General features: G+C 61.8%; 18 protein-coding genes and 1 pseudogene. 8 read left to right on the forward strand and 11 right to left on the reverse strand.

Annotated features, from left to right (window positions below; all coding sequences use genetic code 11):
* The first annotated feature begins 46 nt into the window (after positions 1-46).
* Both JFU04_RS16505 and JFU04_RS16510 read left to right on the forward strand, forming a co-directional pair.
* Complete coding sequence (locus tag JFU04_RS16505) at positions 47-2,584, forward strand: PAS domain-containing protein (RefSeq protein ID WP_201144975.1); 2,538 nt, start codon at positions 47-49, stop codon at positions 2,582-2,584.
* Positions 2,585-2,627: 43 nt separating this feature from the next.
* Positions 2,628-2,903 carry a peptidylprolyl isomerase gene (locus tag JFU04_RS16510; RefSeq protein ID WP_003174397.1) on the forward strand — a complete coding sequence of 92 codons (276 nt, stop codon included), beginning with the start codon at positions 2,628-2,630 and terminating at the stop codon, positions 2,901-2,903.
* 257 nt (positions 2,904-3,160) lie between these two features.
* On the opposite strand, the gene JFU04_RS16515 is transcribed toward JFU04_RS16510, so the two are convergent.
* From JFU04_RS16515 to JFU04_RS16550, 8 genes are all read right to left on the reverse strand, one after another.
* Positions 3,161-4,069 (reverse strand): sugar kinase, encoded by a 909-nt coding sequence (locus tag JFU04_RS16515; RefSeq protein WP_201144977.1) that lies wholly within the window; start codon positions 4,067-4,069, stop codon positions 3,161-3,163.
* Positions 4,070-4,164: 95 nt separating this feature from the next.
* The gene (locus JFU04_RS16520; protein WP_201144979.1) at positions 4,165-5,373 is read right to left on the reverse strand and encodes an amino acid deaminase; all 1,209 of its coding nucleotides are present in this window, start codon (positions 5,371-5,373) and stop codon (positions 4,165-4,167) included.
* 9 nt (positions 5,374-5,382) lie between these two features.
* Positions 5,383-6,147 (reverse strand): IclR family transcriptional regulator, encoded by a 765-nt coding sequence (locus JFU04_RS16525; protein WP_065907743.1) that lies wholly within the window; start codon positions 6,145-6,147, stop codon positions 5,383-5,385.
* Between the two features lie 168 nt (positions 6,148-6,315).
* The gene (locus JFU04_RS16530; protein ID WP_032896881.1) at positions 6,316-6,705 is read right to left on the reverse strand and encodes a RidA family protein; all 390 of its coding nucleotides are present in this window, start codon (positions 6,703-6,705) and stop codon (positions 6,316-6,318) included.
* A 26-nt stretch (positions 6,706-6,731) separates the two neighbouring features.
* Complete coding sequence (locus tag JFU04_RS16535) at positions 6,732-7,514, reverse strand: amino acid ABC transporter ATP-binding protein (protein WP_201144981.1); 783 nt, start codon at positions 7,512-7,514, stop codon at positions 6,732-6,734.
* Entirely contained in the window at positions 7,511-8,173 is a 663-nt protein-coding gene (locus tag JFU04_RS16540; protein WP_065907739.1) for an amino acid ABC transporter permease, read from the reverse strand. The genes JFU04_RS16535 and JFU04_RS16540 overlap by 4 nt, the downstream gene beginning before the upstream one ends.
* Positions 8,174-8,184: 11 nt before the next feature.
* Positions 8,185-8,847 carry an amino acid ABC transporter permease gene (locus tag JFU04_RS16545; RefSeq protein ID WP_065907738.1) on the reverse strand — a complete coding sequence of 221 codons (663 nt, stop codon included), beginning with the start codon at positions 8,845-8,847 and terminating at the stop codon, positions 8,185-8,187.
* 52 nt (positions 8,848-8,899) lie between these two features.
* Entirely contained in the window at positions 8,900-9,748 is an 849-nt protein-coding gene (locus JFU04_RS16550) for a transporter substrate-binding domain-containing protein (RefSeq protein WP_065907736.1), read from the reverse strand.
* Positions 9,749-10,152: 404 nt separating this feature from the next.
* On the opposite strand from JFU04_RS16550, the gene JFU04_RS16555 reads away from it, so the two are divergent.
* Both JFU04_RS16555 and JFU04_RS16560 read left to right on the forward strand, forming a co-directional pair.
* Complete coding sequence (locus JFU04_RS16555; protein ID WP_065907734.1) at positions 10,153-10,407, forward strand: hypothetical protein; 255 nt, start codon at positions 10,153-10,155, stop codon at positions 10,405-10,407.
* A 75-nt stretch (positions 10,408-10,482) separates the two neighbouring features.
* A pseudogene (locus JFU04_RS16560) lies at positions 10,483-10,764 on the forward strand (thioredoxin family protein); the annotation flags it as partial.
* 28 nt (positions 10,765-10,792) lie between these two features.
* Here JFU04_RS16560 and JFU04_RS16565 read toward each other — a convergent pair.
* The 3 genes from JFU04_RS16565 to rpiB all read right to left on the reverse strand — a co-directional run bounded on the left by JFU04_RS16565 (position 10,793) and on the right by rpiB (position 14,243).
* Positions 10,793-12,361, reverse strand: a complete 1,569-nt coding sequence (locus tag JFU04_RS16565; RefSeq protein ID WP_120448868.1) for a TerC family protein — start codon at positions 12,359-12,361, stop codon at positions 10,793-10,795.
* 376 nt (positions 12,362-12,737) lie between these two features.
* Complete coding sequence (locus tag JFU04_RS16570) at positions 12,738-13,718, reverse strand: sugar-binding transcriptional regulator (RefSeq protein ID WP_025857542.1); 981 nt, start codon at positions 13,716-13,718, stop codon at positions 12,738-12,740.
* A 63-nt stretch (positions 13,719-13,781) separates the two neighbouring features.
* A complete protein-coding gene (gene rpiB / locus JFU04_RS16575; protein ID WP_016969738.1) occupies positions 13,782-14,243 on the reverse strand; it encodes a ribose 5-phosphate isomerase B in 462 nt (153 codons plus the stop codon).
* A gap of 283 nt (positions 14,244-14,526) precedes the next feature.
* Between rpiB and JFU04_RS16580 the strand changes: the two genes are divergently transcribed.
* The 4 genes from JFU04_RS16580 to JFU04_RS16595 all read left to right on the forward strand — a co-directional run bounded on the left by JFU04_RS16580 (position 14,527) and on the right by JFU04_RS16595 (position 18,937).
* The gene (locus tag JFU04_RS16580; protein WP_201144983.1) at positions 14,527-16,014 is read left to right on the forward strand and encodes a sugar ABC transporter ATP-binding protein; all 1,488 of its coding nucleotides are present in this window, start codon (positions 14,527-14,529) and stop codon (positions 16,012-16,014) included.
* Positions 16,011-16,997 carry an ABC transporter permease gene (locus JFU04_RS16585; protein ID WP_025857540.1) on the forward strand — a complete coding sequence of 329 codons (987 nt, stop codon included), beginning with the start codon at positions 16,011-16,013 and terminating at the stop codon, positions 16,995-16,997. The genes JFU04_RS16580 and JFU04_RS16585 overlap by 4 nt, the downstream gene beginning before the upstream one ends.
* 34 nt (positions 16,998-17,031) lie before the next feature.
* The gene (locus JFU04_RS16590) at positions 17,032-18,039 is read left to right on the forward strand and encodes a substrate-binding domain-containing protein (RefSeq protein WP_201144985.1); all 1,008 of its coding nucleotides are present in this window, start codon (positions 17,032-17,034) and stop codon (positions 18,037-18,039) included.
* Between the two features lie 142 nt (positions 18,040-18,181).
* The gene (locus JFU04_RS16595) at positions 18,182-18,937 is read left to right on the forward strand and encodes an SDR family oxidoreductase (RefSeq protein WP_065907725.1); all 756 of its coding nucleotides are present in this window, start codon (positions 18,182-18,184) and stop codon (positions 18,935-18,937) included.
* The last annotated feature ends 22 nt before the right edge of the window (positions 18,938-18,959 follow it).

Below are 18,959 nucleotides of genomic sequence, written 5' to 3' on the forward strand. Positions count from 1 at the left end.
TAATCGGCCTTTGTCATTTTCAAAGCGTCATGCTCAGGGCTTTTTCATGAAAGGAACATCCACCGGTAGCGAAGCTGCTGCATTGATTGCGCGGCTGGACTGGGCGCAAAGCCCCCTCGGTGAGGCCAATGATTGGCCGCAAAGCCTGCGCACAGCCGTGGATATCGTCGTCAATTCGCCGATGCCGATGCTCCTGCTGTGGGGCAGCCAACTCACCCAGCTCTACAACGATGGCTTCGCACGCCTGGCGGGCAACAAGCACCCCGAGGCGATGGGCCAGCCGGCCCATGCGACCTGGCCGGAGCTGGAAAGCTTTACCGGGCCGGTCTACGACGCCGTCCTCAGCGGCCAGGTGCGCACCTTCAGCGAGCAGCGCTTCGTGCTGCAACGCGACCACCGCGATACCGACATCTGGCTGGACCTGACCTACAGCCCGATCCGCGACGAAAGCGGCTGCGTGGCCGGCATCCTGGTCACCGCCATCGAAACCAACGAGCGTCGGCGCGTCACCTTCGAACTGCAACAGCGCTCCGAAGACAGCCTCAAGGCCCAGCACAATAGCGAGCAACGCCTGCAACTGGCCCTGGCCGCCACCGACGCGGTGGGCACCTGGGACTGGGACATCGGCGAGGACCGCTTTATCGCCGATGCGCACTTCGCCTACCTGCATGGCGTTGATCCCGACGATGCCGGGCTGCTGCCCATCAGCGCCTACCTGCAAGGCGTGCACCCCGAAGACCGCGCCATGGTGGCGCGCAGCATCAAGCACTGCATCACCTTCGGCACCGAGTACGCCGAGGAATACCGTCTGCTGCAGGCCGATGGCCAGGTGCGCTGGGTGTTCGCCCGTGGCCGCTGCTACAAGGACGCGCACGGCCGCCCGGCGCGTTTCCTCGGCGCCGCGCTGGACCTCACCGAGCGCAAGCACACCGAGCAGGCCTTGCGCCAAAGCCAGACCGAGCTGCAACTGATCATCAACGCCATGCCGGTGCTGATCGGCTATGTCGATCACGAACAACGCTTTCGGCTGAACAACAGTGCCTACCTTGAGTGGTACGGCATGACGCCCCAGGAGCTGTACGGCAAGAGCATCCGCGAAGTGCTCGGCGAGGAGGTGTATGCCGGGCGCGCGGACAAGATTGCCGCCGCGCTCAAGGGCAAGGCCTGCAGCTTCATGACCATCACCCCGCACCGCGACGGCCGACCGCGCCATGCGCTGATGAAGTACCTGCCGCGCTTCAGCAATGACGGTTCGGTGAATGGTTTCTACATCTTTGTGATCGACGAGACCGAACGCAAGCTCACCGAAGAAGCCCTGCGCCACCTCAACGAGAACCTCGAGGAACGCGTGGCCCAGCGCACCCAGGCGCTGGCCGAGGCCAACCAGCGCCTGCAGAACGAAATGTTCGAGCGCGAACGTGCCGAAGATGCCCTGCGCCATGCGCAGAAAATGGAAGCGGTGGGCCAGCTCACCGGCGGTATCGCCCACGACTTCAACAACATGCTCACCGGCATCATCGGCAGCCTCGACCTGATGCAGCGTTACATCGCTGCCGGGCGCAGCGACGACATCGGCCGTTTCGCCGACGCCGCGGTGTCCTCGGCCCATCGCGCGGCCGCCCTCACCCATCGCCTGCTGGCGTTCTCCCGGCGCCAGTCGCTGGACCGCCGCCCGACTGATCCCAACCAGCTGGTGGCCTCGCTGGAAGACCTGTTCCGGCGCACCAAGGGCGCGCACATCAGCCTCAAGGTGCAACTGGGCCACGACATCTGGCCGGTGAACACCGACGCCAGCCAGCTGGAGAACGCCCTGCTCAACCTGGTGATCAACGCGCGTGACGCCATGCCTGATGGCGGCGAGATCCTGATCGAGACCGCCAACAGTTATCTCGACGGCACCGACATCACCACCCTTGAACCGGTGCGCGCCGGCGACTACGTGATGCTCGGCGTGTGCGACAACGGCACCGGCATGGCGCCGAAGATCCTGGCCAAGGCATTCGACCCGTTCTTCACCACCAAGCCCATCGGCCAGGGCACCGGCCTGGGGCTATCGATGATCTATGGGTTTGCCCAGCAATCCGGTGGCCACGTGACCATTCAGAGCGAACCAGGCCAGGGCACTTGCGTGCGCCTGTACCTGCCACGCCTGCACGGCACCGCCCTGGAAAGCAGCCTGCCGCCGAACCTCAGCGAGGCACCGCTGGCGCTGGCCGGCGAAGCCGTGGTGGTGGTCGAGGATGACCCGGCGGTGCGCATGCTGGTGGTGAATGTGCTCGACGAACTCGGCTACACCGCGCACCAGGCCGCCGATGCCCGCACCGCGCTGCCGCTGCTGGAATCGGATTTGCGCGTGGACTTGCTCGTCACCGACGTCGGCCTGCCGGGCATGAATGGCCGGCAACTGGCGGAAATCGCACGCCAGCATCGACCAGGCCTCAAGGTGTTGTTCATGACCGGTTACGCTGAAAAAGCTGCCGAGCGCCAGGGCTTCCTGGAGGACGGCATGGACATGGTCGCCAAGCCATTTTCCATCGACTTGCTGGCGACAAAAATCCGCAGCATGATCAGCGTCGAAGAGTGAGTTCAGGCATAATCGCGCGCCGTCGCACACCTGGTAGAGACCAATGAAAGCCCAAGCCCGCCATATCCTGGTGAAAACCAGCGAAGAAGCCGAACAACTCAAGCAGCGCATTGCCAAGGGCGAAGCGTTTGATGTGTTGGCCAAGAAGTACTCGACCTGCCCGTCCGGCAAGCGCGGCGGGGACCTGGGAGAAGTGCGGCCGGGGCAGATGGTCGGGGCGATCGATGCGGTGATCTTCAAGAAACCGGTGAAAGTGGTGCACGGCCCGATCAAGAGCAAGTTCGGGTATCACCTGGTGCAGGTGTTTTACCGGGATTGATCGCTTGTTGCTGCGGTGGTTGTGAGTAGTTGTGGTTGGTTGTGGCTAGCGGGCTTGTTGTGGTGAGCGGGCTTGCCCCGCGTTGGGCTGCGTAGCGGCCCCAAAAATCTTGGGAGCGCTGCGCACTCCAACGCGGGGCAAGCCCGCTCACCACAGAAGCCCACTCACCACAGAAGCTCGCTCACCACAACAAGACCACTCACCCCGACAAGCCCTCCCTTGCCACAACCACAAGCCCGCTCACCACACGGAGCGGCTTAAATTCGCGGGATGAGCGCACCAGGCACTTGAATCACCCGGCTCGCCAACCGATGTCCGGCCACGGCGGCCTCCTCTGGTGAGCCGCCTTTCAGCCGACCCGCCAGATACGCCGCACTGAACGAATCCCCCGCCGCCGTGGTGTCCACCACTTTCTCGACCTTCAGCGCCGGCACTGAAAAGCGCTCGCCGTTGCAGCGAATCAAGCACGCATCCGCCCCGCGCTTGAGCACCACTTCGGCGATACTCGGATAGGCCGCGAACACCTGCTCGCTGTCTGCATAGCCAAACAAGGCGCGCTCGTCATCCTCGGTGAGCAAGGCGATGTCCACCTCGGCCAACACCGTGTGATACGCCGCGCGTGCCGCTTCGACACTGGCCCACAGGCGCGGCCGGTAGTTGTTGTCGAACACCACTCGGCCGCCGCGCCGACGGGTTTCCACCAGCGCTTGCAGCAAACGCGCGCGCCCGACTTCACCCAATACCGCCAGGGTGATACCACTGAAATACACCACGTCATAACCCGGCAAGGCCGCCAGGATCGGCTCGGCGGCCGGCGTGGTGAAGCAGTCGCGCACCGCCGCTTCGTTGCGCCAGTAGAGGAATTTGCGCTCGCCATTGGCGTCAGTCTGGATGCAATAAAGCCCCGGCAGGCGACCAGGCAGGCGCTGGACCTGCGCCAGGCCAAGGCCCTCTTCGGCCCACTGCGTGCACATGGCATCGCTGAAACTGTCGTCGCCCAGGGCGGTGACGTAGTCGACGGCGCCGCTATCGCCCAGCTCGCGGCGCAGGTACACCGCCGCGTTGAGGGTGTCGCCGCCGAAGCTCTGGTGCAGGCTGCCATCGGCGCGGTGTTGCAGTTCGATCATGCATTCGCCGATCAGGGCGATGCGCAAGGGTGTGTTCATGCCTTCTCATCTCTGGTGTTCTTTGGGGCCTCATCGCCGGCAAGTGAGCGCCTGCAGGGGAAAGCGCTGCCAGGCCGGCGATGGGGCGACGCGGACTAGAAGCAGGTCTGCAGGGACTCGATCACCTGCAACTGCTCATCCACCAGGCAGCCGACCTGCCACTTGTCGAAGGTCAGGCAAGGGTGCGAAGTACCGAACGAAATGATGTCGCCGATACGCAGTTCCACGCCCGGCGCCACGCTCATGAAGGCGTGCTGGTCCATCACCGCGGTGACGGTGCAGGCGCTTACGTCATCGCCTTCCGCCGGCACGATCCCGGCCTTGTAGCGCTTGAGCGGCACCGGCAGGCCGGCGTCGTAGGCCACGTCGCGCTTGCCCAGGGCAATCACCGCAAAACCTGGCTCGGGCAGCGATTGCACATGGGCCCAGACTTCCAGTGCCGGGCGCAGGCCTTCGTTGAGATCGCTGCGGCGGTCAAGCACGCAGCACTGTGCTTGCTTGTAGATGCCATGGTCGTGGGCCACGTAGCTGCCAGGGCGCAACACACTGAGGAACCGGCCGGCGGCGTTCTGCTCTTCGAACGACTCGGCGATCAAGTCGTACCAGGCCGAACCCGAGGCGGTGACGATCGGCTTGGGCAGGTCAAAGGAGCCGTTATTCTGCAGATCGACAGCCAGGCGCACCAGGCTGGCGGCAAAGTCGCGGATACCGCTGATGGCGTGCTCGCCGTGGATCACGCCTTCATAGCCTTCGATCCCCGTGAGGGCCAGCGCCGGCTGGGCCTTGATCGCCTTCGCCAGGTCACGCACTTCCTGCTCGCTGCGGCAGCCGCAACGACCACCCACCACACCGTATTCGATCATCACGTTCAGGCGCAGGCCACGGGCAGCGAAAAACAGACCGAGGTCGGCGACATTGTCCGGGTGATCGACCATGCAGTGGAAGTCGAAATCCTGGTCGGCCAGCAGGTCGGCGATCAATGCCATGTTCGGCGCGCCGACCAGTTGGTTGGCCATCAACACGCGACGCACGCCACCGGCATACGCAGCACGGACCTGCACGGCGTTGGCCAGGGTGATACCCCAGGCGCCGGCCTCGATCTGGCGTTGAAACAGCGCCGGCATCATGCTGGTCTTGCCATGGGGCGCAAGCTCTGCGCCGCTGCGGCTGACAAAGTCCTGCATCCAGCGGATGTTGTGTTCCAGGGCCTCGCGGTGCAGCACCAGGGCAGGCAGGCTGACGTCGCGGACCAGGTGTGCACCGACGGCGGTGGCGCCTTTTTCAACGGCATTGTTGGCAGGCATGGAAGGTTCCTATTCGTTGATGCGACGGGCCAGGTTATTGGCGCTTTCGATCAGCACCCGGCGGTAGTCGTTGTAATTTTTGATCGCATCGGCGCGCGGCGCGACGATGCACAGGGTCGCAATGCTGATGCCCTGCGCGTCCCGCACCGGGGCGGCAAAGCAATGGGTAAAGGTGTCGGCCACACTGTCGAAGGAGAAGAACCCATCGAGCGTGGCCTGGCGGATCTGGGCCAGGAAGGTCTCCAGCGGCAGGCGCTGGCCGTCCGGCAGGATGAAGTCGGCGTAGTCGATCAGGTCGATGATCTGCTGGTCGCTCAAGTGCCCCAGCAACAGGCGCCCGGACGCGGTCCACGGGATCGGCGCGTTTTCGCCGATGTCCGAGGAAATACGAAAATGCCGCTCACCCTCGCGCATCAGCGCGACCGTGTATTTGCGCCCGTTGAGCAGGCACATCTGCGCGGTTTCGTGGGTCTGGCTGACGATTTCCTGCAGGGCTTGGTCGGCCTCGCGGGTCAGGTCGAAATGCCGCAAGTGCGCCTGGCCGAGGAAGTACAGCTGGCGACCCAGGTAGACGTGACCGTCCTTGCCGACCGTTTCCAGGATGCGCCGTTCGAGCAGGGACGCGACCAGCTCGTAGACCGTGGATTTCGGGCTGCCGATGCCGCTGGCGATATCATTCGGGCGCAGGGGCTGGCCGATTTCCTTGAGAAAGTCGAGGATATCGAACGCCCGGTCCAGGCCCTTGGCGCGGCGTTTGATGGTGTCTTCGGTCATGGCAGTCGTTGGTCCGGTCAGAGTGGTAATGCTGCACAGTGAACCCCTGTGGGAGCGGGCTTGCCCGCGATGGGGGTGGTTCAGTCACACTGGGGTTGCCTGACGCGTCGTCATCGCAGGCAAGCCCGCTCCCACATTGGATTTGCAGTGGTCTCAAGAAAGGGGCATTTAGCCTTTTTTCTTGTAGGCCACGCAATCGATCTCGACCTTGCAGTCCACCATCATGTTGGCCTGCACGCAGGCGCGCGCCGGGGCGTGTTCCGGGGTGAAGTATTCACCGAATACCTTGTTGAAACTCCAGAAATCCCGTGGATCTTCCAGCCAGACGCCGACGCGCACCACATCTTTCAATTCGTAACCGGCCTCTTCGAGGATCGCCACCACGTTACGCATGGTCTGGCGGGTCTGTTCGATGATGCCGCCGTTGATGATTTCACCGTCCACCGCTGGCACCTGGCCCGAGACGTAGAGCCAGCCGTCCGCTTCCACCGCGCGGGCGAAAGGACGTGGCTGGCCACCGCCGGCGGTGCTGCCGGTGCCGTAACGAGTAATGCTCATAAATATATCTCCTGCTAATAAATCGATTAAAAACGAATGTTCTTCAAAAACTCCGCCAGGCGCGGCGATTGCGGCCGCTCGAAGATGTCCTTCGAGGCGCCCTGCTCTTCAATGCGGCCCTGGTTCATGAACACGATCTTGTCGGACACTTCATAGGCAAAGCGCATTTCGTGGGTGACCAGCAACATGGTCATGCCCTCTTCCGCCAGGCCCTTGATCACGCTGAGCACCTCCCCGACCAGTTCCGGGTCGAGGGCCGAGGTAACTTCGTCGAACAGCATCAGGCTGGGATTCATCGCAATCGCGCGGGCAATCGCCACACGCTGCTGCTGGCCACCCGAGAGTTGCCCCGGGAAGTGATTGCGCCGCTCCAGCAGGCCGACGCGGTCGAGCCATTTTTCGGCGAGGGCCACGGCCTCGTCCTTGCCCATCTTCTTGACCTTGAGCAGGCCGAGGGTAACGTTCTGCAACGCGGTCAAATGCGGGAACAGATTGAATTGCTGGAACGCCATGCCCGTCATCGCGCGGTGCTGGGCAATCACCCGCTCGGGGTGACGCACGCGTTTGCCGGCAATCTCGCTGTAGCCGATGGACTCGCCATCCAGGGTGATCTGGCCGCCCTGGAATTCCTCCAGCAGGTTGACGCAGCGCAGCAGCGTGGTCTTGCCCGAGCCGCTGGAGCCGATCAATGTCACCACGTTGCCGCGCTGCATGGACAGGTCGACGCCCTTGAGCACTTCGACCTGGCCGTATTGCTTGCGCAGGCCACGGATGTTCAGCAGCGGTTGGTTGGTTTGAGGTTGGTTCATGGCAAGGCCACCCGCTTTTCAATGTAGCGCCCGAATAACTCGATGGCGTAGTTGATGACAAAGAACATAAAGCCTGCGAACAGGTAGAACTCCAGGGTCATGAAGGTGCGTGCGATCACCTGTTGGGTGCTCAGCAGCAATTCGGCCACGCCGATTACCGACAGCAAGGTCGAGGCCTTGACGATTTCCGTGGAGGAGTTGACCCAGGTCGGCAGGATCTGGCGCAGCGCCTGCGGCAACAGCACGTAGCCCAGGGACTGGTAAAACGTCAGGCCGATGGCCTTGCCCGCTTCCAGTTGCCCACGGGGAATGGCTTGCAGCGCGCCGCGCACGATTTCCGAGACGTGGGAGCCGCAGAACAGCGTGAGCCCGACGGCACCGGCCTGGAATGCGCTGATCTGCCAACCGAGCGCCGGCAGCATGTAGAAGCACGCCAACACCAGCACAAACACCGGCGTGCCACGGATCAGGTCGACATACAGGCGAAACGGCGCGCGCATCCAGAATTTGCCGTAGGTCAGGATCAACCCGGCGACGATACCGATCAGCGTGCCGAAAATAATCGCCAGCGCCGAGACATACACACTGGCCTGGAACCCCGCCCAGAGGGTGTCCCGGGCGATCCACAACTCATGCAACCAGCTGGGGGATTCGTACATGGAAACCTTCCTTAACGACGGATCGCCAGACGCTGTTCCAGGTAACGGAGCAGCATGGCAATGAGGTAACAGGCAGCCACGTAGAGCGCCGTCGTGACCAGCCAGGTTTCAATCACCCGGTAGCTTTCGACGTTGATCTTGCGGGCGTAATAAGTCAGCTCGGGCACCGCAATGGCAGCGGCCAGCGAGGTGTCCTTGAACAGCGAAATAAAGTTGTTCGACAGGGCTGGCAGCACGTTGCGCAACATCACCGGCACGGTGATATAGGCACGGATCCGCCATTCGCCCAGGCCGATGGCCAGGCCGGCTTCGCGCAAGCCCTTGGGAATATTCAACAGCCCGGCGCGGAACACTTCGGTCAGGTAGGCCCCGGCGTACAACGACAAGGTGATGATGAACGAGGGGATCTTGTCCAGGCGGATGCCCAGGCTGGGCAGCGCGAAGTAGATCAACAGGATCAGCACCAGGATCGGCGTATTGCGGATCACCGTCACATACACCGAGGCGAGCACACGCAAGACCTTGTGTTTGGACAGCATGGCAAATGCCATCAACAGGCCGATCACGCAACCGATGGCGATCGACAGCAGCGCCAGCTCGAGACCCAGGCCGAGCCCCGCCAGCAAGCTGGGGAAGTCGCGCCACACGGCGGCAAAGTTCAACTGATAGTTCATGGTCGGCAGTACCTGAATGGGGCGCCGTCAGCGACGCCCCAGCGTTTACGAATTACTTGAACTCAACCGGGAAGCCGATCGCCGGTTCTGGCAGATCCACACCGAACCATTGCTTGAACGAGGCCTTGTAGGTCGGGAACTCCACGCCGGTCATGGCTTCATGCAGCGCGGTGTTGACGAAGTTCAGCCAGTCCTGGTCGCCACGCTTGACGGCGCACGCGTAGGTTTGCGGGCTCCAGGCGTAGGTCGGGCTGCGGTAGCGGCCGGGGTTCTGCACCATCAGGTATTTGACCGAGGACTGGTCGGTGGCGGCGGCATCGGCGCGGCCGGAGTTCACCGCCTGGTACATCAGGTCGACGCTGTCGTACTGGTCGACCTTGGCCTTGGGCAGTGCCTGGTGCACCAGTTCCTCGGCGTAGACGTTCTGCAGCACGGCGACGGTGACGCCATCACCGGCGGCCTGCAGGTCTTCGATTTCCTTGTATTTGCTGTTGTTCGGCAGCAGCAGGCCCACACCTTCACGGTAGTAAGGCAGGGTGAACGCCACTTGCTGCGCACGGCTGGCGGTGACGGTGATGAACTGGCAACTCATGTCGACCTTGTCGGTCAGCAGGTTGGGAATCCGTGCGTCGGACGACTGCACCACAAACTCGACCTTGCTCGGGTCGTTGAACAGACCCTTGGCCACAATGCGGCCGATGTCGATATCAAACCCCTGCAACTTGCCATCCGCTCCCTGGAAGTGCCACGGCGCATTGGTACTGCCTGTACCCACGATCAGGTGCCCACGCTTGAGCACATCATCGAGCTTGCTGTCCGCCGCCTGCACTACGCTGGCGAGGGAAGCCGATGCGGCGAAGAGAAAAACACACGCTTTAAACACGGAAGGTCGGTGATGCATGACAAGCACTCCAGGAGTTGTGTATTCCGCTATACCGGAACTTAGTATGTAACAACGGAATAGACAGCAGAAAGTGTGCCACACGCGGTCACAGAAAAATATGACAGGACTAAATTGCTTATAAATCAGCTAGATGAAGACTCGCGATTCAACAGGCGTTGCGCCACTACCTGAAATCATTTTGCTACCCAAGGCCCCAGACGCCGGTGACAGCCACCGGCCCGTGCGCCACAACGGTGTTACCCCGCACCATCACGGTGCGCGGCAGGCATGGAAAAATCGCGGCGCTCGGCTAGCCTTGATGCAATGCCTACACGCCCCGCTGCAGGAGCCGGCTTGCTGGCGAAAATCGTCAACGCTGACGCCGGCGCCGACAGATGGGCGCCATTTGGTTGAGAGGGTCTATGTCGATAAAAGTCTGTCTTGTCGCGGGTTTGCTGACGTTGCTGGTGGCTGGCAACGCTGCGGCCAGTAACGACCGCCGTGAATGCAAGGAAGAACTGCGCAAGCTCAACGATGCCTTGAGCACCAACTACACCAGCCAGAATCATCATGGTTACCGCCAGGCGAAAGCCTCGCGGGACAACCTGGAATACAAGAAATGCGCGAGCCAGGCCCGCAAGGCGCGCGAGCGGGTGGAGCGCGACGATGACCTGTGAAGGTTGACAGTAGACGCAGGTGATATCCCGGCTTAGCGTTGGCAACACACCCACGCGGCCTGAAGGGAGATGACCATGGGAGTGGCCACGCAAGAAATTTCCAATGCGCAGGAGTTTGCCAGGGTACTTAACACACCACGCCCGGTGTTCATTCTGTTTGTTACCGAACACTGCGCTGCCTGTGCGACTGCAGGGCCGCTATTTGCCAGGACGGCCGGCAGGCATCCCTGGATCGTCAGCCTGATACTCGATTGCGCGCACACGCCGAGGCACCCTGATGTGACGGGCACCCCGACATTACTGATCTACCTGGACGGAGCCCTGGTAGACAAACTCAAAGGTTTCGGCCCTGAAGAAGAACAAGTGCAGTGTGTGCAGGCCTTGTTCAGCCGCTATGACCGCAGCCTGCGTGCAAAAGCACCTGCGTCACCCGGCGCTCCTCCACTGCGGCTACCGTCAGACGCCAGCCCTCATGCTCCAGGCTATCGCCCACCACCGGCAGGCGGTCGAGCAGGCTCATCACCAAACCCGCCAGGGTTTGATAATCCTCGGTTGCGGCAGCCTTGAAACCGGTGCGCTGACGCACCAGGTTCAGGTTCAAGGCGCCATTGGCACGGTAGCCACCCGCTTCCTCGACAATGTCCGGGCCCTCGACTTCACTGGCGTCCGGCAACTCACCGGCGATGGATTCAAGGATGTCGGTCATGCTCAGCACCCCCATGAAGTCGCCGAATTCGTTAATCACGAAGGCGATATGGGTCGACTCCTGACGCATCTGCTCCAGCGCGTTGAGGATCGAAAAACTCTCCAGCAAGTTGATCGCGCGGCGCGCCAGGTGCTCCAGGTTCGGCTCGTTGCCGGCCAGGTATTCCTTGAGCAACTCCTTCTTGTGCACAAAGCCCAAAGGCTCATCGACATCGCCGTTGCGGATCAACGGCAACCGCGAGTAAGACGAATGCATCAGTTTCAGGCGGATAGTCTCGGGATCGTCCGCCAGGTCAATACAGTCGACCTTGGCCCGCGGCGTCATCAGTGTGCGAATCGGCCGCTCGGCCAGTTGCAGCACACCGCTGATCATCACGCGCTCACGCCGATCGAACAGCGGGCCCTGTGCAGCATCCGGCTCGCCCAGCAGGTCGGCAACCTCTTCACCCACCTCCTCCACTGCCAGGCTGCGACCGCCGAGCAAGCGCATCACCGCGTGCGCGGTACGCTCGCGCACCGGCAGCACACCTTGTGCTGACTTCTTGCGACGTGCGCGGGCAATCTGGTTGAACACCTCGATCAGGATCGAGAAACCAATCGCCGCGTACAGATAGCCTTTCGGGATATGGAAGCCCAGGCCTTCGGCGGTCAGCGCGAAACCGATCATCATCAAAAAGCCCAGGCACAGCATGATCACCGTCGGGTGCGCGTTGACGAATCGCGTCAGCGGCTTGCTCGCCACGATCATCAGGCCGATGGACACGATCACCGCGATCATCATGACCGCCAGCTCATCCACCATGCCCACGGCGGTAATCACCGCGTCGAGGGAGAACACCGCGTCAAGCACCACGATCTGCGCCACGATCGGCCAGAACATCGCATAAGCCACGTTGCCGGAGCGCTGTGCCACATGCCCTTCGAGGCGTTCGTGCAATTCCATGGTGGCCTTGAACAACAGGAACACACCGCCAAACAGCATGATCAGGTCACGCCCCGAGAAGCTCTTGTCGAACACCTCGAACAGCGGCTGGGTCAGGGTGACCAGCCAGGAAATACTCGCCAGCAAGCCCAGGCGCATCAGCAGCGCCAGCGACAAACCGATCAAGCGCGCACGGTCGCGCTGCTCCGGTGGCAGTTTGTCCGCCAGGATCGCGATAAACACCAGGTTGTCGATACCCAGCACCAGTTCCAGCACAATCAAGGTCAACAGGCCGAGCCAGGCCGTTGGATCCGCTAACCATTCCATTTATAGAGTCTCTTTACAGGTTTCAGAATGCCGGGCACGACAAGGCGCGATCAGTGGATGACCGGGACAAGGTTAGCAAGCGAAATACGGGGTGCTTCAGCGGGAACAGCAACAGCGGATGTCTTGGGGAAAGACGACTGGGAGGCTCCGAGAGGGTGTTCATGCAAGTCCTGAAATGACAAAAGGACTTGAATCCTACAGCCGAAATACAAATTTCCTACAACGCAAAACTATTACAAGATCTGTACACCAAGCCAACACAAAACCCATTTAGCAGCGGGCTTGCTGGCGAGTGCGGTGTGTCAGTCAACACATGAATTAACTGAATCACCGCCTTCGCGAGCAAGCCCGCTCCCACATTTTGCCCTGCGTCGCGTCAGCTTTTACGGGTTGCATCATCCAGCGCCAAAATCGTATGCGCATTCGTCACCGTCGTCGCCAGCGTATTGATCACCCCCGACCGCAACGCCCCCAGCGTCGCCGCGGCCTTGGTGTTCTCGCTGGCAATCGCCACCACGTCTGGAATCCGAAACAGCTCCTGCACCGTCAACCCGATTACCCGCCCCTGAATCGCGTTGACCGCCGGCTGGCCGTGAATGTCGATAAAGTCATAGCCCATCATGTCGCCCACAGTGCCGGACAACCGCGCCTGGGCAATTTCCTGGGGCGAGAACCAGCCCATGCGCACCATGTTGCTGTTTTCGCTCATGTCGCCGATACCGATCAAGGCGATATCGGCACGCCGCGCCCGGTCGAGGGTCGAGCGCACCGTGTCGTTATTGATCAACACCCCGCGCAGCTCCGGGTTGGCGACCAGGGCCGGGGCGTACAGGCTTTCGCTTTCACCGCCAAACCGCAGCGCCAGGCGCCGGCAGATATGGTCGGGGTTCATGTATTCGCCCGCCTTGAGCGAACCGCCGATCGCACAGACAAACGTGCAGTTGCGCGTCACCGGCAGGAACACGTTATCGGCCACCGCACCGACGTTGCGCCCCATGCCCACGGCGACAATCATGCCGTCGCTGAGCGTCTTGTTCAGGTAGTTGGCGACCAGGCTGGCGACGGCCGAGCGCTGGGTGTCGGGCTCACTGTGATCGACGGCGATCAACGCGCGATCCAGCTTGAAGCGCTTGACCAGGGCCTGCTCCAGCTCGTTGTTCATGGCCGGATGCTGCAACACGCGCACCTCGACAATGCCCTCATCGCGTGCACGCTTGAGCAGGCGACTGACCTTTGCGCGTGACAGGTCGAAGCGCTTGGCGATGGCTTCCTGAGTGACGTTCTCAAGGTAATAGAGCATCGCCACTTCGGTCATCTGATCGATATCGCTGGCTATGCGCTGGGTACTGTCACTCATGGGGACGGGCTTCCGTTTCGGCGTCAAAGGCGCATTCTCCCGACTCTTGCCCCGTTTAGTCCACTACTGATGCCCATCGCGCTCGATTGCATTGATGCGCTCGACCTTGGCCCCGGAACGCGCCGCTTCGAACTCCGACTCCAGGAACGACTTGACGATGCTCTTGGCCAGCTCGGCGCCGATTACACGCGCACCGATGGACAGGATCTGCGCATCGTTGCTCTTGCGTGCACGCTCCGCCGAATAGGTGTCATGGGCCTGGGCCGCGCGGATGCCCAGCACCTTGTTGGCCGAAATGGCCATGCCAATCCCGGTGCCGCACACCAGCACGCCCAGCCGCTGCTGACCGGCATTGATCGCAGTGGCCACGGCCAGGGCGATGTCCGGATAAAGCACGGGCGCAGTGGAATGGGTGCCGAAGTCGGTCACCGGATAGCCCAGCGCCTCGATATGGCGCTTCAACAGCTCTTTGAGCTCAAAACCTGCTTCATCGCATCCGATAGCCACCGGGAAAGGTGTGTTCATGGCGTCTGGCTCCGCTGCCGTGATCGTATTTATGACTGATCAAATGATCATTCAGTGAAATTCCGCTCGGACATTTCGCGACCATCCAACCCCCTATGTCAAGCATGATTTAACTGACCCTGCAGTCAAAGGCGTCAAAAACGGCCTTATAGACCACCAAGATGAGAATCATCGCTTTTACATGAAAGAGATTGACTGATCAGAATTTCATTTGATACACATATGATCACAGCGAAACATGACTGTGCGACCTAATAAGAATTCACAGCACGAGGACACGCCGATGGCCACGCCATTACTGCTCCAGGCTGAACACGTCGCCAAGGCTTACGCCGGGGTCCCTGCCCTGCGTGACGGGCGCCTCTCTCTGCGGGCCGGCAGCGTCCACGCCCTGTGCGGCGGCAATGGCGCAGGCAAATCGACATTCCTGAGCATCTTGATGGGCATCACCCAGCGTGATGCCGGCAGCATTCTGCTCAACGGCACGCCGGTGCAATTCAACCGCCCGAGTGAAGCGCTGGCGGCGGGGATCGCGATGATCACCCAGGAGCTGGAACCCATCCCCTACATGACCGTTGCCGAAAACATCTGGCTGGGCCGTGAACCGCGCCGCGCCGGTTGCATCGTCGACAACAAGACCCTGAACCGCCGCACCCGCGAGTTGCTCGACAGCCTGGAGTTCGAGGTCGACGCCACCACCCCCATGCACCGCCTGAGCGTCGCGCAGATCCAACTGGTGGAAATCGCCAAGGCCTTCAGCCATGACTGCCAGGTGATGATCATGGATGAGCCCACTTCGGCCATCGGCGAACGCGAGGCAGAGACCCTGTTCAAGGCCATCCGCCGCCTGACTGCCCGGGGCGCCGGCATCGTGTATGTGTCGCACCGCCTGAGCGAACTGGCGCAGATCGCCGATGACTACAGCATCTTTCGCGACGGCGCCTTTGTCGAAAGCGGGCGCATGGCCGATATCGACCGCAACCACCTCGTGCGCGGCATCGTCGGCCAGGAACTGACCCGCATCGACCACAAGGTCGGCCGCGAATGCGCCGCCGACACCTGCCTGCAAGTCGACAACCTGAGCCGCGCCGGTGAGTTCCACGACATCAGCCTGCAACTGCGCCAGGGTGAAATCCTCGGCATCTACGGCTTGATGGGTTCGGGGCGCAGCGAGTTCCTCAACTGCATCTACGGCCTCACCGTCGCAGACTCCGGCAGCGTGACCCTGCAAGGCAAGCCCATGCCCATCGGGCTGCCCAAGGCGACCATAAATGCCGGCATGTCGCTGGTCACCGAAGACCGCAAGGACAGCGGCCTGGTGCTCACCGGCAGCATTCTTTCCAACATTGCCCTGTCGGCCTACAAGCGCCTGTCGAGCTGGTCGCTGATCAATGCGCGCAAGGAAACCCAACTGGCCCAGGACATGGTCAAGCGCCTGCAGATCAAGACCACTTCCCTGGAATTGCCGGTGGCGTCCATGAGCGGTGGCAACCAACAGAAAGTGGTACTCGCCAAATGCCTGTCCACCGAGCCGGTGTGCCTGCTGTGTGACGAACCGACCCGTGGGATCGACGAGGGCGCCAAGCAGGAGATCTACCACCTGCTCGACCAGTTCGTACGCGCCGGTGGCGCGGCCATCGTGGTGTCGTCGGAAGCACCGGAGCTGCTGCATCTGAGTGATCGCATCGCCGTATTCAAGGGCGGCCGACTGGTGACCATCAGCACCGACACCGCCCTTTCCCAGGAAGCCTTGTTGAGTCTTGCCTCATGAATGCCAAAACCCTGTCCACACCCGCCGCCGCACCTATTGCCACACCCCGCAATCGCCTGCGCCTGTCCCTCGACCGTTTCGGCCTGCCGCTGGTATTCATCCTGCTGTGCGTGGTGATGGCGTTCTCCAGCGAATACTTCATGACCTGGCGCAACTGGATGGACATCCTGCGCCAGACCTCCATCAACGGCATCCTCGCGGTGGGCATGACCTACGTGATCCTGACCAAGGGCATCGATTTGTCGGTGGGCTCGATCCTGGCCTTTGCCGGACTGTGCAGCGCCATGGTCGCCACCCAGGGTTATGGCCTGCTCGCGGCGGTCAGCGCCGGGATGTTTGCCGGGGCGATGCTCGGTGTGGTCAACGGTTTCATGGTCGCCAACCTGTCGATCCCGCCGTTCGTGGCCACCCTGGGCATGCTCAGCATTGCCCGGGGCATGACCTTCATCCTCAACGATGGCAGCCCGATCACCGACCTGCCCGACGCCTACCTGGCGCTGGGCATCGGCAAGATCGGTCCGATCGGCGTGCCGATCATCATCTTCGCCGTGGTCGCGCTGATCTTCTGGATGGTGCTGCGCTACACCACCTACGGCCGCTATGTGTACGCGGTGGGCGGCAATGAAAAGAGCGCACGCACCTCAGGCATCGGCGTGCGCAAGGTGATGTTTTCGGTTTACGTAGTCTCGGGCCTGCTCGCCGGACTGGCTGGCGTGGTGCTGTCGGCCCGCACCACCTCTGCCCTGCCCCAGGCCGGGGTTTCCTACGAACTGGACGCGATTGCCGCCGTGGTGATCGGCGGTACGAGCTTGTCGGGGGGCACTGGCAGCATTGTCGGCACGCTGTTCGGCGCACTGTTGATCGGCGTGATCAACAACGGGCTGAACCTGCTCGGCGTGTCCTCTTATTACCAGCAGGTCGCCAAGGGCCTGATCATCGTGTTCGCAGTACTGATCGACGTGTGGCGCAAGAAAAAACGCTAGAGAACGACCCACAACAATAACTGGAGTTCTACTCATGAAACTTGGTACCACCTTGGCCGCCACAGCGGCTTTCTCCCTGCTCTCCTGCAGTATCGCCATAGCTGCCGACGGCAAGACCTACAAAATCGGTGCCGCCGTCTACGGCCTCAAGGGCCAGTTCATGCAGAACTGGGTACGCGAGCTGAAAGAACACCCGGCGGTCAAGGACGGCACCGTGCAACTGACGGTGTTCGACGGCAACTATGACGCCCTGACCCAGAACAACCAGATCGAAAACATGGTGACCCAGCACTACGACGCGATTCTGTTCGTGCCCATCGACACCAAGGCCGGCGTCGGCACCGTGAAGCAAGCCATGAGCAACGACGTGGTGGTCATCGCCTCGAACACGAAAGTAGCCGATGCCGCTGTGCCGTACGTGGGTAACGACGATGTGGAAGGCGGCCGCCTGCAGGCCCAGGCGATGGTCGACAAGCTCAATGGCAAAGGCAACGTGGTGATCATCCAGGGCCCGATCGGCCAGTCGGCGCAAATCGACCGGGAAAAAGGCGAGCTGGAAGTGCTGGGCAAGCACCCGGACATCAAGATCATCGAGAAAAAGACCGCCAACTGGGACCGTGCGCAGGCGCTGACCCTGACCGAAGACTGGCTGAACGCGCACCCCAAAGGCATCAACGGCGTGATCGCGCAAAACGACGACATGGCCCTCGGCGCCGTACAGGCGCTGAAGTCTCACGGGCTGACTTCCAAAGACGTGCCGGTGACCTCCATCGACGGCATGCCGGACGCGATCCAGGCCGCAAAAAAAGACGAAGTCACCACCTTCCTGCAGGACGCCCAAGCCCAATCCCAAGGCGCACTGGACGTGGCGTTGCGCGCCCTGGCCGGCAAGGACTACAAGCCGCAGTCGGTGATCTGGGAGCGTTACGCCAAGGACGTGAAATGGGCTGACGGCACCGCCAAGAATTACATCCTGCCGTGGGTGCCAGTGACGAATGCCAACGCCGATGCGCTGTACAAACAAGTCAGCGGCGGTAAGTAGCTTTCACCCTGAAATAGGGCCAAGTGTGGGAGCCGGCTTGCCTGCGATGGCATCACCTCGGTTTGACTGAAAGACCGAGTCGCTTGCATCGCAGGCCAGCTCCCACATTGGATCTCCAGCGCTTTCGATAGAGGAGTCATGCATGTCTGGATTCTGGAACCAAGCCTTCGACCTCACCGGCCGGTGCGCAGTGATCACCGGTGGCGCCGCCGGGATCGGCCTGGCCTGCGCCACCCTGCTGGCGGAACGCGGCGCCCGCGTGGCATTGCTCGACCGCGATCCCGCCGTGGCTGAAGTGGCTGCCAGCCTGGGCGCCGGGCACTTGGGCATTGCCGTTGATCTCAGCCAGATCGGCCAGATACAAACCACCGTCGATAGCGTGTTCGAACACTTCCAACGCCTCGATTACCTGATCAACAGCGCCGGCGTGGCGCTCCTGGACAAGGCTATTGATGTCAGCGAAAGCGCGTGGGACACCACGCTGGACATCAACCTCAAGGCGAGCTTTTTTGTCGCCCAGGCCTGCGCCAAGCACATGCTCGCCAACGGCGGCGGGCGCATCGTCAACCTTGCCTCGCAGGCTGCCGTGATTGGCCTGGACCGCCACGTCGCCTACTGCGCGAGCAAAGCGGCCATTGTCGGCATGACCAAGGTATTGGCGATGGAATGGGCGCCGCACATCAACGTCAACGCCATCTCCCCGACCATCGTCGAGACCGCGCTGGGCAAAAAAGCCTGGGCCGGGGAAGTCGGCGAAAAAGCCAAATTGCAGATCCCGGCGGGCCGTTTTGCCCAGCCGGAGGAAATCGCCGGGCTGGCGTTGTACCTGCTCAGCGACGCCGCGCAGATGGTCACCGGCGCCAACATGGTGATCGACGGCGGCTACAGCATTCAGTAATTCATTTTTTGTCGTGAGGTTT

It is taken from the genome of Pseudomonas sp. TH21, from assembly GCF_016651025.1.
Classification (GTDB): domain Bacteria; phylum Pseudomonadota; class Gammaproteobacteria; order Pseudomonadales; family Pseudomonadaceae; genus Aquipseudomonas; species Aquipseudomonas aylmerensis.